12 protein-coding genes are annotated in these 15,235 nt (G+C 39.2%); 8 read left to right on the forward strand and 4 right to left on the reverse strand.

Annotation, left to right across the window (positions count from 1 at the left end; genetic code table 11):
* Positions 1-131 precede the first annotated feature (131 nt).
* Positions 132-2,543 carry an alpha-ketoacid dehydrogenase subunit alpha/beta gene (locus ACEXOE_RS12320; protein WP_394749108.1) on the forward strand — a complete coding sequence of 804 codons (2,412 nt, stop codon included), beginning with the start codon at positions 132-134 and terminating at the stop codon, positions 2,541-2,543.
* Between the two features lie 254 nt (positions 2,544-2,797).
* Positions 2,798-3,175 carry a DoxX family protein gene (locus tag ACEXOE_RS12325; RefSeq protein ID WP_394749109.1) on the forward strand — a complete coding sequence of 126 codons (378 nt, stop codon included), beginning with the start codon at positions 2,798-2,800 and terminating at the stop codon, positions 3,173-3,175.
* Between the two features lie 4 nt (positions 3,176-3,179).
* On the opposite strand, the gene holA is transcribed toward ACEXOE_RS12325, so the two are convergent.
* Positions 3,180-4,181 carry a DNA polymerase III subunit delta gene (holA, locus tag ACEXOE_RS12330; protein ID WP_394749110.1) on the reverse strand — a complete coding sequence of 334 codons (1,002 nt, stop codon included), beginning with the start codon at positions 4,179-4,181 and terminating at the stop codon, positions 3,180-3,182.
* 26 nt (positions 4,182-4,207) lie between these two features.
* Between holA and ACEXOE_RS12335 the strand changes: the two genes are divergently transcribed.
* The 3 genes from ACEXOE_RS12335 to ACEXOE_RS12345 all read left to right on the forward strand — a co-directional run bounded on the left by ACEXOE_RS12335 (position 4,208) and on the right by ACEXOE_RS12345 (position 6,686).
* The gene (locus ACEXOE_RS12335; RefSeq protein ID WP_394749111.1) at positions 4,208-4,654 is read left to right on the forward strand and encodes a type I restriction enzyme HsdR N-terminal domain-containing protein; all 447 of its coding nucleotides are present in this window, start codon (positions 4,208-4,210) and stop codon (positions 4,652-4,654) included.
* A gap of 92 nt (positions 4,655-4,746) precedes the next feature.
* On the forward strand, positions 4,747-5,751 hold the full coding sequence (locus ACEXOE_RS12340) for a glycosyltransferase family 2 protein (protein WP_394749112.1): 1,005 nt from the start codon (positions 4,747-4,749) through the stop codon (positions 5,749-5,751).
* 83 nt (positions 5,752-5,834) lie between these two features.
* On the forward strand, positions 5,835-6,686 hold the full coding sequence (locus ACEXOE_RS12345; protein WP_394749113.1) for an OmpA/MotB family protein: 852 nt from the start codon (positions 5,835-5,837) through the stop codon (positions 6,684-6,686).
* 87 nt (positions 6,687-6,773) lie between these two features.
* On the opposite strand, the gene ACEXOE_RS12350 is transcribed toward ACEXOE_RS12345, so the two are convergent.
* Together ACEXOE_RS12350 and ACEXOE_RS12355 are read right to left on the reverse strand one after the other, a co-directional pair.
* On the reverse strand, positions 6,774-7,394 hold the full coding sequence (locus ACEXOE_RS12350) for an L-threonylcarbamoyladenylate synthase (RefSeq protein ID WP_394749114.1): 621 nt from the start codon (positions 7,392-7,394) through the stop codon (positions 6,774-6,776).
* A gap of 43 nt (positions 7,395-7,437) precedes the next feature.
* Positions 7,438-9,765, reverse strand: a complete 2,328-nt coding sequence (locus ACEXOE_RS12355) for an ATP-dependent helicase (RefSeq protein WP_394749115.1) — start codon at positions 9,763-9,765, stop codon at positions 7,438-7,440.
* Positions 9,766-10,028: 263 nt separating this feature from the next.
* Here ACEXOE_RS12355 and ACEXOE_RS12360 point away from each other — a divergent pair, with 263 nt between their 5' ends.
* From ACEXOE_RS12360 to ACEXOE_RS12370, 3 genes are all read left to right on the forward strand, one after another.
* Positions 10,029-11,261 carry an amidohydrolase gene (locus tag ACEXOE_RS12360; RefSeq protein ID WP_394749629.1) on the forward strand — a complete coding sequence of 411 codons (1,233 nt, stop codon included), beginning with the start codon at positions 10,029-10,031 and terminating at the stop codon, positions 11,259-11,261.
* Between the two features lie 32 nt (positions 11,262-11,293).
* A complete protein-coding gene (locus ACEXOE_RS12365) occupies positions 11,294-12,871 on the forward strand; it encodes an FMN-binding glutamate synthase family protein (protein ID WP_394749116.1) in 1,578 nt (525 codons plus the stop codon).
* Positions 12,872-12,955: 84 nt separating this feature from the next.
* The gene (locus ACEXOE_RS12370; protein WP_394749117.1) at positions 12,956-13,732 is read left to right on the forward strand and encodes a hypothetical protein; all 777 of its coding nucleotides are present in this window, start codon (positions 12,956-12,958) and stop codon (positions 13,730-13,732) included.
* A gap of 22 nt (positions 13,733-13,754) precedes the next feature.
* Here ACEXOE_RS12370 and ACEXOE_RS12375 read toward each other — a convergent pair whose 3' ends face one another.
* On the reverse strand, positions 13,755-15,125 hold the full coding sequence (locus ACEXOE_RS12375) for a Gfo/Idh/MocA family protein (protein ID WP_394749118.1): 1,371 nt from the start codon (positions 15,123-15,125) through the stop codon (positions 13,755-13,757).
* Positions 15,126-15,235 lie beyond the last annotated feature (110 nt).

A 15,235-nucleotide genomic window follows, 5' to 3' on the forward strand; every position in this document is an offset into this window, starting at 1 on the left:
TTTATTGCGTAAAAAATAAAATTACAAAAGTAAAATACAGCATTTTTGGGAAATTATTAATATATATCCGTTTCTTTTGAATTGCAAAAACCATAATGTTTTGATACTTTTGCAAAAAGTATTTCCAGTATATGAAGGCAGAAGCAAAACTCAACGATAATATTTCTTTCAATGATTTTAAAGAGCAAATTCTAAAAGACTATGAAATTGCGGTAATCAGTAGAGAGTGTAGTTTGTTGGGTCGGCGTGAGGTATTGACTGGAAAAGCAAAGTTTGGAATCTTTGGTGACGGGAAAGAACTACCACAATTGGCCATGGCCCGATCTTTCCGAAATGGAGATTTTAGAAGTGGTTACTATAGAGATCAGACTTTTATGATGGCACTGGATCTTTTGAGTGCCAAAGAGTTCTTTCATGGATTATATGCAACGACAAGTTTGGAGCAGGAACCCATGAGCGCTGGTAGACAAATGGGCGGGCATTTTGGAACTTCCAGTCTTAATTCTGATGGTAGTTGGAAGAATTTGACAGAACAAAAAAACAGTAGTCCTGACATCTCTCCTACCGCTTCCCAAATGCCAAGACTATTAGGTTTAGCTCAAGCTTCCAAAATTTATAGGAATGTAGAAGGTATTGCCAGCGAAAAATTTTCTAAAAATGGTAACGAGGTTGCTTGGGGAACCATTGGTAATGCCAGTACTAGCGAAGGGCATTTTTTTGAAACCGTAAATGCTGCAGGTGTACTTCAAGTACCTATGGTCATTAGTGTATGGGATGATGATTATGGAATTTCAGTACAAGCAAAATACCAAACTACCAAAGAAGATATTTCCAAAATATTAGCTGGTTTTCAAAGAAATGAAGAAGAAGCTGGGTACGAGATTCTAAAGGTAAAAGGATGGGATTATACGGCCTTGATACACGCCTATGAAAATGCTTCTGATATTGCACGGGAAGAACATGTTCCTGTATTGATACATGTTACCGAATTAACACAGCCGCAGGGGCATTCCACTTCTGGCTCCCATGAACGTTACAAGAACGAAGCCCGCTTGGAATGGGAAAAGGATAATGATTGTAACAAACGCTTTAGAGAGTGGATTCTTGAAAACAATATCGCCCAAGAGGAAGATCTCAAAGCCCTCGAAAAAGATATTAAGAAAAACGTCAGGAATGCCAAAAAAGAAGCTTGGGAAGAATTTTTAGCTCCGCATAAAGCGGCTAAAAAGACATTGGTTTCCTTATTAGAAAATGTAGCTAGGAATAGTCCAAATAGAGTCTTTGTTGAAAAGGTAATGCATGATTTAATTGCCGTTGAAGAACCTCTAAAGAAAGATTTGGCGGCTACTTCCAGAAGAGCACTCCGTTATTTAATTGGGGATACTACTCCCGAAAAAAATGCCTTACTTGCCTGGATCAATAACTTTATGCAGGAAATGCAGCCTAAATTTAGCTCGCACCTCCATAGTGAACTACCTAGCAAAGCAACCAATGTTTCTGAACTTAAGCCCTCTTATGTTGGCGAACCTGAAGAAGTAGACGGCAGAATAATCCTAAGAGACAATTTTGACAAAATTTTTGAGAAATATCCTGAAGCCTTAATTTTTGGAGAAGATAGTGGCGCCATTGGCGATGTTAATCAAGGTTTGGAAGGATTACAAAAAAAATACGGCGCTTTGCGGATTGCGGATACTGGTATCCGGGAAGCAACCATTATAGGTCAAGGAATAGGTCTTGCCTTACGAGGTTTACGTCCTATTGCCGAAATTCAGTATTTGGATTATCTCTTATATGGGATTCAATTAATGAGTGACGATTTGTCTACCATCCTATACAGAACCGTTGGCCAACAAAAGGCACCTTTGATTGTAAGAACCAGGGGGCATCGTCTTGAAGGGATTTGGCATTCCGGTTCCCAAATGGGTGCTTTGATCAGTTTACTGCGTGGAATGTATATTCTGGTTCCTAGAAATATGACCAAGGCTGCAGGATTCTATAATACCTTAATGCAGAGCGACGAACCTGCCCTAGTCATCGAGAGTTTAAATGGATATCGACTAAAAGAAGATAAGCCAGATAACCTCGGAGAATTGCGAACACCAATTGGTGTTGTCGAAACCATAAAGGAAGGAACAGATATCACGGTAGTTTCCTATGGGTCTACCTTACGTATTGTGGCTAAAGTTGCCGATGAACTTAAGGAGGTAGGAATTGATGTAGAGGTTATTGATGCACAAAGCCTACTCCCATTTGATTTGGCCCACAATTGTGTGGAAAGCGTCCAAAAAACAAATCGTTTACTAGTAGTAGATGAAGATGTTCCCGGCGGATGTTCTGCCTACCTAATTCAACAAATTGTTGAAGTTCAAGGAGGGTACCAATATTTGGATAGCCCAGCACAAACCTTAGCAGCTAAAGATCACCGACCGGCCTATGCCACAGATGGCGATTATTTTTCTAAACCTAGTGCGGAAGATATTTTTGAAAAAATCTACGAAATCATGCATGAGGCCAATCCTAGTGATTTTCCTTCACTACGATAGGTAAACACTTCTAAGTATTTTCAGTTAGATAGCATAAACATCCTTCTGTCGTCTTGAAAAGATAACATTTTTAAGAGGTATACAGATACATAGAAATAGTTCGGCAAAGATTTAATAGAATATTTACAGTAAAATTCTATTCGATCGGTTTTCCTGAAAATCATATCACAAATTGTCATTAATCTAAGGGTCTATTCATTAGATATTCAATAAAAATTATATACTTTTACGAATATTCAAAATGACACTACACAATGAAAAGTTCCCTTAAAAATGACATTGGTCTTGCCTTATTACGAATTCTCCCATCGGCAATTATGCTGACTCATGGTATCCCTAAATTGCAAAAATTAATTAATGGAGATTTTGAGTTTGCCGATCCTATTGGTATTGGTGCGACTCCTTCCCTATTTTTAACCGTGATTGGAGAAGTAATTTGCCCCATCCTGATTATTGTTGGTTTTAAAACAAGGCTAGCAGCTGTTCCTGCCGCCATTACCATGTTGGTTGCCGCGTTTTTCTATCATGCTGACGACGCTTTTAAAGTGAAGGAACATGCCATTCTATACCTTATTTTCTTTGTAGTCATCTTTCTTTTAGGGCCAGGAAAATTTAGTATAGACCGAAAGTAATGCCTTAAATTACTTTTACCAAAAGCTCTTTTAACAAATCGGCCTGTGAAATAGCTGTAGCGCCTACCCCTTTTCCTTTAAGGTCCAGTTCCCTTAGTTGGGAAATGATATGGCTCACTTTTTTCATGGGGTAATTTTTAGCTGCAACTTGATATTCCTTTACAAAATAGGGATTAACACGTAAAACGCTGGCCACATTTTTTGGAGACTGATCTTTTAGACCATGATAGTTCAATAATTGGGAAAAAAACGTATGCAATAAACTTATAGTGACCACTAAAGGATTATCCTTGGGGTTCTGGGAAAAGTAATTGATAATGCGCGTCGCTTTTAGAATATTGCGTTCTCCAATTGCCTTTTTCAACTCAAAGTTATTGTAATCTTTACTTATTCCAATATTCTCTTCAATAGCTTCGGGGCTAATTTCGGTGTCCTTGCTGATAACCAACTGCAATTTCTCCAATTCATTATTGATCTTACTTAAATCTGTTCCCAAAAACTCCACCAGCAATATGGCCGCCTTGGGAGCTATTCGATATCCTTTTCCGGCAAGTACTTTTCGTATCCATTCGGAAACTTGGTTTTCGTAGAGCTTCTTACTTTCAAAAAGCACTCCGTTTTTTTGTACAGATTTGTATAATTTTTTTCTCTTATCGAGTTTATTATACTTATAACATAATACAAGCACCGTTGAAGTCTGCGGATTATCTACATAACTACTCAACTGGTCAATACTTCTGGATAAGTGTTGGGCCTCCTTGACAATCACTACTTGTTTTTCGGCCATCATTGGGTAACGCTTTGCATTACTTACGATATCCTCTATAGTAACATCTTTCCCATAAAGCACCATTTGATTAAACCCACGTTCTTCTTCGGAAAGTACATTCTTCTCAATGAATTCAGCTATTTTATCAATATAATAGGGCTCCTCGCCCATCAAAAAATACACAGGACTACTATTTCCACTACGTATATCGCCAACTATTTTTTTAACTTCATCCATCCAAAAAAAATCATCAATTTTGCAGCATGCGACCACTGAACTTTCCGGCCTATGACTTCAGATTCAAAAGTAACGAAAATAACGTGCATATTTTTGATGTTATCCGCAAAAAATTCGTGGTGTTACAACCCGAAGAATGGGTAAGACAACATACCCTGCACTATCTTATTGAAACCAAAGGATATCCCAAAAGTTTGATCAATGTAGAGAAACAACTTCAAATCCATAAGCTAAAAAAAAGGTATGATATTGTAGTCTTCACCTCTAATGGTGCTATAGAAATCCTCATAGAATGTAAAGCCCCGGAGGTCAGTATTACACAACAGGTATTTGATCAGATTGCCCGTTACAATATGCAATTGAAGGCAAAATATCTAATGGTTACCAATGGATTAGATCATTTTTATTGCAAAATGGATTTTGAGGCAGAAAAATATCATTTTTTGAGGCATATTCCTGATTTTAGCCGTTAATTTGTGGACTTCAAACCATAGCGTTGTATCGCGAATCAAACAAATGATAACTAAAAAAGCGGAGGCGACCGATTTCTTTCGGTAATAAGTGAATGTCAAAAATAGCAATTGTCATACTCAACTGGAATGGACAAGTTCTTCTGGAGAATTACTTGCCCTCGGTGACCCAATATTCCCAAGGGGCAGACCTCTATGTTGCCGATAATGCTTCCACAGACGATTCTATTCTCTTTTTAAAAGAACACTATCCCGAGGTCAATATTATCCAAAATTCCAGCAATGGTGGTTTTGCCAAAGGTTATAACGATGCCCTACAGCAGGTGGATGCAGATATCTATTGTCTTTTGAACTCTGATGTAGAAGTCACTGAAGGCTGGTTGGTCCCTATTCAGGAGTTTTTTGAAAAGCATGAGGATGTTGCTATTGCGCAACCTAAGATTTTGGATGCCTTAAATAAGGCATATTTTGAATATGCCGGAGCTGCCGGAGGCTTTATAGACCAACTAGGCTATCCATTTTGTAGAGGACGTATTTTTCAATCTCTGGAAAAAGATCAGGGTCAATACGATGATATACGGGAGATATTCTGGGCAACCGGAGCTTGTATGTTCATCAAAAGTGCTATTTTTAAGGAATTGGGAGGCTTTGACGAAGACTATTTCGCCCATCAAGAGGAAGTGGATTTATGTTGGCGTGCAAAAAATAAAGGGCATAAGGTTTATTACGTAGGCAGTTCGCAAGTATATCATTTGGGCGGCTCTACATTGAGTAATATGAACCCCAAAAAAACCTATTTGAATTTTAGGAATTCCTTATTTTCAATCACAAAAAACCTACCGAGAAAAAAAGCATTTCCAATTATTTTTTTACGTTTAATACTGGATGGTATTGCTGGAATTCGATTTATTACGCAATCAAAGTTTAACCACTGTATTGCCATTCTTCGTGCACACCTAAGCTTTTATAGGCAATTTAGGCGTTTTTATAGAAAAAGGGAAACTCCTAATTTTACCTTAAAATATTATACCGTTAAGTCCATTGTGTGGGCTCATTACGTAAATCAGGTAAAGAAGTTTACTGTTTTAGTAAAAGATTAACTAATTTGCAATATCGAAGCATATCATTTTATCTAATTTTGAATAGAGAATAACAAACAATTTTTAATACTAGTTATATTATTATGAGAAAAATCATCTTAGGCTGTTTAGGGGCTACATTACTTTTAACTTCCTGTGTATCGCAGAAGAAATATGCGGAATTAGAGGCAAAACAAAAAGAAACACAGGATTTACTAAATTCAGCTACAGTAAAGTTAAATGACTGTTTGGAGGAAAAGACAACGGCAACAGCTAGAATGAAGTCGCTAGAGGATCAAGTGAGTTTCCTTAAATCCAATAATCAAACCTTGATCGATAATATGGGGAATTTGACAGATTTAACAGCCAAAGGAGCTGCTAATCTTGAAAAATCTTTAGAAAGTATCCAGGAGAAAGATCTTACCATTAGAAAACTCAATGAAGCTATTACACGTAGAGATTCTGTAAATCTTTCCTTAGTACAGAGCCTGAAAGGTGTTTTAGGGAATTTGGATGATGAGGATATTGAAATCAGTGTGGAAAAAGGAGTAGTGTTTGTTTCAATCTCAGATAAGTTATTGTTTAGCAGTGGAAGTTATAACCTTACCTCAAGAGCTAAAGAGATTTTAGGAAAAGTTGCTAAAGTAGTAAACAACAAGCCTGATTTTGATTTTATGGTTGAAGGGCATACGGATGACGTTCCTTATAGAAAAGGTGTATTATTGGACAACTGGGATTTGAGTGCAAAACGTGCTACTGCTGTAGTACGCTTACTTCAAAAAGATTATGGTGTAGATCCTAAGCGTATGACAGCGGCAGGAAGAGCGGAATTTGTGCCTGTCTCTACTACAGAAAAAGCTAAAAACAGAAGAACACGTATTGTTGTGCTTCCAAAAATAGATCAGTTCTACGATATGATTGAAGAAGGTATGAAAGATCCTGCCATCAACAATTAATAAATAGAGATAATATTATTATAATAAAAAAAACCGCATCTAATCGATGCGGTTTTTTTATGTTCTCTTGAAATTTCACATCCAATTTTAGAAAATATCTACCTCCCCTTTTCCTTCACGAACCACTTCAGGCTCTCCATCGGAAAGGTCTATTACTGTGGAAGCTACGTTATCTCCATATCCTCCATCGACAACAACATCGACCAAATTTTGCCATTTTTCAAAAATAAGCTCAGGGTCTGTAGTGTACTCCAATAAATCATCGTCGTCCCTAATGGAAGTAGAGACAATCGGATTTCCCAAACCGCGTACCAAAGCGTTGGTAATGGTGTTATCAGGGATACGTATCCCCACTGTTTTTTTCTTTTTAAAATCTTTGGGAAGGCTATTGTTCCCAGGCAAAATAAAGGTGTAAGGACCGGGCAAGGCCCTCTTTAAAATCTTAAATGTGCGGGTATCTATCTGTCGTACATAGTCCGATAAGTTGCTTAAATCTGCACAAATGAAGGACCAATTCGCCTTTTCCAATTTGATTCCCTTAATGCGTGCAATACGCTGCAAAGCTTTGGTATTGGTAATATCACAACCTAATCCATAAACGGTATCCGTAGGATAAATTACCAATCCCCCTTTCCGAAGAAAGTCAACCACCTTGGCTACTTCCTTAGGGTTAGGGTTGTCCTCATATATTTTAATGTATTCGGCCATACCTTAAAGTTAAAAAGAATTTGGGTCTATTGCTTCTAAAAAATCAATCCAATACTTCTAATTTTGCAAAACGAAGCAGTAGTTTTTTAATATTACCACTATCAAATTGAATTTCAGCCTTCTTGTCGTTTCCTACCCCTTCAATTTTCAATACTTTACCTCTTCCAAAGCGATTGTGATTTACTAGGCTGCCTGCCACTAGATTGGTATCAGTGGTTATTGCATTTCCAATAGGTTTTGCCAATTCAGGTTTTAACTTCCTGAGTTTGCGAAGCTGGCTCTCATTGGGCTTTACTACAGATGGCGGAGTTCCTCTCAAGGGTTTGTGTTGTCGCAGTTTACTCTTATCCACTTCCCCGAAGATATCCGAGTTGATCATGGATTTGTAACGATACCCATCGTTCACAGGAACCAAATTCTCTACATATTGCTCATCGATCTCTTCAATGAACCGACTAGGTTCCGCATCGATGAGTTTTCCCCAACGATACCGGCTTTGGGTATAGGTGATATAGGCTTGCTTTTCCGCTCGTGTCAGTGCGACATAGAACAAACGTCGCTCTTCTTCCAGCTCACTCCGCGTACTCATACTCATTGCCGAAGGAAACAAATCTTCTTCCATTCCAACGATATAAACATGTGGGAACTCTAGTCCTTTGGCCAAGTGAATCGTCATTAGGGCTACCCGATCATCATCACCAGTATCTTTGTCTAAATCTGTAGCCAGGGCAACATCTTCCAAAAATTCCGAAATATCTCCTTTGGCATCAGCCACCTCGCGCTGTCCTTCCACAAAATCCTTGATTCCATTTAGCAACTCTTCAATGTTCTCCATACGTCCAATACCCTCTGGAGTGCCGTCTTTTTTAAATTCCAATAGAATTCCGGTTTTTTTGGCAACATGTTCGGCCAGAGCAAAAGCATCGGTATTGGCATTCATGATCTGGAAACTTTTGATCATGGTCACAAAATCCTCCAATTTTCGTTTGGTTCCCGAATTGATTTTCAGGTTGATTTTTGCCAAATTCTCAATAACTTCAAAAATAGATCGTCCATAATGATTGGCGGCAACCGTCAGTTTATCCAAGGTACTTTGACCAATTCCCCTCGCAGGGAAATTAATAATACGTTTTAGGGCCTCTTCATCTTTTGGATTGATGATCAAACGCAAATACGACAGTACATCTTTGATTTCCTTTCTTTGGTAAAAGGAAAGTCCACCGTAGATCCGATAGGGTATGTCTCTTTTACGCAAGGCATCCTCAATGGATCTGGATTGGGAATTGGTACGATACAATACAGCAAACTGGCCATTTTGCAATTGATGTTGCATTTTATTTTCAAAAATAGAACTGGCCACATAACGTCCTTCCTCTGCATCTGTAGGACTTCGATGTATCTTGATCAATGGCCCCTCATCATTGGAGGTCCATACCACTTTTTCCAGTTGATTTTTGTTTTTTGCAATAATGGAATTGGCGGCATTCACAATATTCTTTGTAGAACGATAATTTTGCTCCAAACGATACATGCCAACATCGTCATAGTCTTTTTGAAAATTAAGGATATTACTAATATTGGCCCCTCTAAACGAATAAATACTTTGAGCATCGTCCCCTACCACACAAATATTCTGATAACGATCGGAAAGTGCTTTTACAATAAGGTATTGGGAGTGATTGGTATCTTGATACTCATCGACCAAGATATATCGAAAGCGATCTTGATACTTCATTAAAACTTCTGGGAAACGGGTCAACAATTCATTGGTTCGCAATAACAAATCGTCAAAATCCATAGCTCCGGCCTTAAAGCAGCGATCTACATAGTTTTGATAAATCTCTCCGGTTCGGGGACGTTTGGCCATGGCATCGGCCTCCACCAATTCCGGATTGTTAAAATAGGCTTTAACAGTAATCAGGCTATTTTTATAGGAAGAAATCCTGTTTTGGATTTGTTTGTATTTATAAATGTCCTTATCCAAGCCCATTTCCTTTATAATGGAGGCGATGAGGCGTTGGGAATCTTGGGTATCATAAATGGTAAAATTGCTGGGATACCCCAATTTATCCCCGTCAAAACGCAACAGCTTTGCAAAAACGGAATGGAAAGTTCCCATCCATAAATTTTTTGCCTCCGAAGTCCCCACGATATCGGCTATCCTTTTCTTCATTTCACGGGCCGCTTTATTGGTAAAGGTCAATGCCAAGATGTTAAAGGAATCAATTCCCAGGGACATGAGATATGCAATCCGATAGGTAAGTACCCTCGTTTTTCCAGAACCGGCACCGGCAATAACCATTAAGGGGCCATCCTTATGCAATACGGGTGCTTTTTGGGCTTCATTTAATTCATTGATATATTTCTCCAATAGTGTCCTATTTTAAATCTTACGGAATGGTGAATTTAGGTATAATTCATATCATCCAAAAAACATGATTTTAATAATTATGAACAATCAAAGGTGTTTTTTATTGAATTTGAATATATTTAGGTTTTTGTTGCCTTAGGCTAGCAAAAAAGGGGTTGAAATACCACTTCTAAATGAAAAAATAGCATATAATTCCATACGATTTAAAATTATTTTTTATGAAAAATATCTTATTGGCGGGCCTTCTTTTATCCAGCACATGGATGGTTGCTCAGAGTATCAATTTATCCAGCGCCTATGCTGCCGTGGAAAACAAAGTAATTGATTGGCGACATGATTTCCATCAGAATCCTGAGTTGGGGAATAGGGAATTTAAAACCGCTGAAAAAATAGCCAAACACCTAAAATCTTTGGGCATTGAAGTACAAACTGGTGTAGGCAAAACAGGCGTTGTTGGCGTTTTGAAAGGTAAAAAACCAGGAAAAGTTATCGCCTTAAGAGCCGATATTGATGCCTTGCCTGTAACGGAAAGGAATGACCTTCCATTTAAATCTACGGTGACCACAGAGTTTCTGGGTAAAAAAGTGGGTGTGATGCATGCTTGCGGTCATGATACGCATACGGCAATTCTTATGGGAGTAGCCGAAGTATTGTCCAAAAACAAAAGTAAAATAAAAGGTACGGTGAAATTTATCTTTCAACCTGCTGAAGAAGGGGCACCTCCAGGAGAAGAGGGTGGAGCCGCATTAATGATCAAGGAAAATGTGCTGAAAAGTCCGGACGTTGATGCCATTTTTGGCTTGCACATCAATTCCCAAACCCCGGTTGGGACCATTCGTTATAAATCTGGAGGTACTATGGCCGCTTCACAGCGTTTCGTTATCAAGGTAAAAGGAAAACAAAGTCATGGATCTCAACCCTGGTCTGGTGTTGATCCTATATTGATCAGTGCCAAAATTATTGATGGATTGCAAACCATTATTAGTCGTGAGGTTAAGCTTATTGATGAAGCTGCCGTTATTACCGTAGGTAAAATTACGAGTGGTGTGCGATTCAATATTATACCGGAAAGCGCAGAACTCATTGGAACGATTCGGACCTTGGATTACGACATGCAAAAATTAATCAATGATCGGATGAAAGAAATGGTTCCTGCTATTGCCAAAGCCTATAAAGGTGAAGCTACCATTACTATTGAAGATGGCACTGCAATTACTTATAACGATCCCGATCTTGTGGTACAGATGTTACCCACTATGGAACGTGTGGCGGGAAAAGCCAATGTACAAACCCAAAAGGCAATTACGGGGGCAGAGGATTTCTCTTTTTTCCAACAAAAAGTACCTGGGTTTTACTTCTTTCTTGGAGGAATGACTCCTGGAAATACCGAATCTTTCCCACATCATACGCCCGACTTCAAAATTGATGATGCAGGAATGATTTTGGGCGTCCGTACGTTAACCGAAATGAGTTTGGATTATTTAAACGCAAAATAGTGAAAACATTACCCCTTTAAATTATTCTTGATATGGATGCCCTATTCGATTTTCTTTCCCGTATTCCTTGGTGGTTATGGTTAATTTTATTGCTACTTCTGATTGCTATACGGGATATTTTTATTCAGCGTTCACATACCATAAGCCATAATTTCCCCATTATTGGGCATTTTAGATATTGGCTGGAGAGTATAGGTCCTGAAATGCGCCAATACTTTGTGGCCAATAATAGGGAGGAACTTCCTTTTAATAGAATTGAGCGAGGATGGATCTATGCCTCTGCCAAAAAAGAAAACAATTATGAAGGTTTTGGGACGGATCGGGATATTTATGCCCATCAACATATCTTTGTCAAGAATCAAATGATGGCTTATGCGGTTCCGGAAGGTCATCCCAATACCATTGACAAGACTTTCTTGCCCTGTGCCAAGATCATCGGGGCATATAACCAACGAAAAAAACCTTTTCGCCCTGCTTCCGCTATCAATGTATCGGCAATGAGTTTTGGATCCTTGTCAGCCGCCGCTGTAGAGGCTATGAACAAGGGAGTTGCCAAATCGGGAGCCTATCACAATACCGGTGAGGGAGGTCTTTCTCCTTATCACAAAAAGGGCGGGGATGTTATTTTTCATTTTGGTACCGGTTATTTTGGAGTGCGCTCTGCAGATGGAAATTTTTCCATTGAAAAATTGAAAATCTTAGTAGACGAAAACCCTGTGATCAAAGCTGTTGAGATTAAACTTTCCCAAGGTGCCAAACCAGGAAAAGGCGGGGTATTGCCTGGCTCTAAAATCACTCCGGAAATCGCAGAAATTCGGGGAGTGGAAATCGGAAAAGATGTATTATCGCCAGCTACCCATAAAGCCTTTAGTTCTATCCCAGAGTTATTGGACCTCATTGAGCAAATTGCCGATGCAACAGGTCTGCCCGTTGGCATAAAAGGAGCTATAGGAAAACTGGAACAATGGGAAGAATTGGCCGACCTTATGCTTGAACGTGGCAAAGGCCCTGATTTTATTACCGTAGACGGAGGTGAAGGAGGAACGGGTGCAGCTCCACCTAGTTTTGCAGATCACGTTTCCCTGCCTTGGATTTATGGCTTTTCCAGTTTGTACAAAGTATTTCAAAAACGGGAGTTAACCGATCGCATTGTTTTTATAGGGAGCGGAAAACTTGGGTTTCCGGCCAAAGCAGCTATGGCCTTTGCTATGGGTGTAGATTGTATCAACGTTGCACGGGAAGCCATGATGAGTATTGGTTGTATTCAGGCGCAAGTATGCCATACCAATCGATGTCCCGCCGGAGTGGCCACACAAAGTAAGTGGTTACAAAAAGGAATCGATGTTCCTTTAAAATCCGATCGTTTATCCCAATATTTCAGGACATTTCGGAAAGAGTTTCTTGAAATTACCCATGCAGCAGGATATGAACATCCTTGCCAGTTCACTATGGATGATATTCAGGTGAATGTAGACGATCACAATTTGAGTAGGACCTTGGCATCAAGTTATGGGTACAACAAAACACCAGTACCCTATACCAATATGCAGGATCTCTATGATTGTGTGCATTTAGGCGGGAAAGAATATATTGATAAAATGAAATGCTGATTTCAATTCCTAAGATCTGAAATTGTGTTCCAATCGTAAATACCTTAATTTTGAAATTAACTTGAACTTAAAAAGCAATCCCCTATGATAAAAAAAATACTCCTACTCCTTGTATTCATTGCATCTACTACCTTATTGCAAGCTCAAAAAAAGAAAGATCTCTTATTGGAAATCGATGATTTAAAAGAACAACTTGCTACTTTGGAAGGGGAATTGACCACAGCCAAAAAAAACGAGCGTGTTAGCACTGCTAGGGTTACCGATATCGAAGCTCAGCTTGCCGAACTACGCAAAACCAACGCGGATCTATTACAAAATCTAACCGATTTTACGACCAAGTCTACTGAAAAGTCAGACAATATAGGTATCGCACTCGAAAGCTTACGGGAAAAAGAAAATCAATTAAAAGTCATCAATGATGCCTTATCCCGTCTGGATTCTACTGCTATTGCCGTTTTGACCAATGTAAAGCAAACTTTAGGAGATGATGCCCAAACCGGGGTTAGTAAGGGAAGTGTTATTATTTCAGCTTCTATTGCTGCCTTATTCAAAGAAAAAGAGGTAGAGGTGGTTTCGGAAGCTGGTCAAGCTTGGTTGGAAAAAATTGCAATTATTCTAAATGCCAATCCAGATATGGGACTTGAAATTGCGGGACTTACCAACACTGGAGAATTTGATATTGCCTTTAGACAGGCAACCGCTATAGCCAATATATTGCAAAAAGAATTCCAAATTGATCCCAAACGTCTCAGTGCAAAAACCAAGGATGGTGGATTTTCCGATGGTATTCAATTAAAAATACATCCAAAATATGATGCGTTTCATAGTTTCATCAAGGAGCACATGAAAAACGCAGGGTAATCGACAAAAGTCAACTTTCTGCTTAGAAGGTATCTTTCATCCATTTATATGGCGTTCGTTTGATCCAATTTCCCCGAGTAAAATCAGGAAAAAATTGGGGTGAACCATTATTTTCAATGGAAACTTCCGATAAAGGAGTTATGGCGCTCCAAGCCGCTGCATCGTATACATCCAAAGGTGGGGCTATATTTTCTTTGGCCGACCCTACAAAGGCATTCAACACAAAAAAGTCCATTCCTCCATGGCCCGAACCTTCAGCATATTCCCCATACTTTTGCCATAAGGGGTGATCATATTCTTTTAACCAGGAAGACGCCTCGTCCCATTGATGCGGTTTTGATTTTCCCTCCACATAGATCCGATTTCCATCTACCTCCCACAATCCGTTGGCGCCCTGAACCCGAAAACCAAGGGAATACGGTCTTGGAAGGTTGCAATCGTGTGTCACAATGATGGTTTCATCCTTTGCAGTTTGAATCGTTGTGGTAATGACATCTCCTTGTTTAAATTTCACTTTGGCATTAGGATGATCTTCGCCTCCCTGTTTTACGATATGATTGTGCAACCCTATAGCTTTTGTGGCATTGGAAGTTAAGGAAACAAATCGGTTGCCCCTATTGATATTGGCCATAGTAGCTATAGGTCCTACTCCATGCGTTGGGTAAACATCCGCATTTCTGGTTATGGAATGATAGGTGCGCCATTTTGCTTCGGAAGTGGCCTTTTCTCCAAATTCAACCCCGCCTCCATAAGGCTGTTTCCCATTATTAAATTTCACTTCCCGGAGATCATGCTGATATCCACATCGGAAATGGACCAATTCCCCAAAGACTTCTTTTTTTACCATATGCAATACCGCCATAATATCCCTACGATAGTTTACATTTTCCAAAATCATTAAATGGGTGCCCGTGCGTTCATGTGCATTCACCAAATCCCAGCATTCTTCCATGGTATTGGCGGCAGAAACCTCCAACCCCACATATTTTCCAGCCTCCATAGCGTCTACGGCCATACGACTATGCCATAACCATGGGGTGGCGATAATAACGGCGTCAACCTCCTTCAAATTCAACAAATTTCTATAGTCCTGTTCATTTTTTCCAAAAACTTTGGGCTTGCCTCCATTCTCCTTAGCCATCATTTTCAAGGCGATATCTATGCGAGCAGGATCAATATCGCATAGTGCGGTAATACGGACATCCGAGCGTTGCAACAAATTATTCAAATGATTTGTTCCTCGCAATCCAACACCTATAAGTCCAACATTTAACGGTTCTTTCTTCTTTTCATTTGAAAAGCCATAGGTCATTGAGGGAGCTAGTAAAGCTCCTGCTCCGGCCACCGTACTTTTTTGAATAAATTTTCTTCTGGAATTCATCTGATTTGACATAGTATTGCAGTACTTGGTTGATTTCGAATTAGGTTAGTTGAAATTATGAAAATCTTTGAGAAGAATTCGTTTCTAGGGATAAAAACTTAATTTTACGGGAAAGACCTAAA

It is taken from the genome of Spongiimicrobium salis (genome assembly GCF_043678055.1).
Classification (GTDB): Bacteria; Bacteroidota; Bacteroidia; order Flavobacteriales; family Flavobacteriaceae; genus Spongiimicrobium; species Spongiimicrobium salis.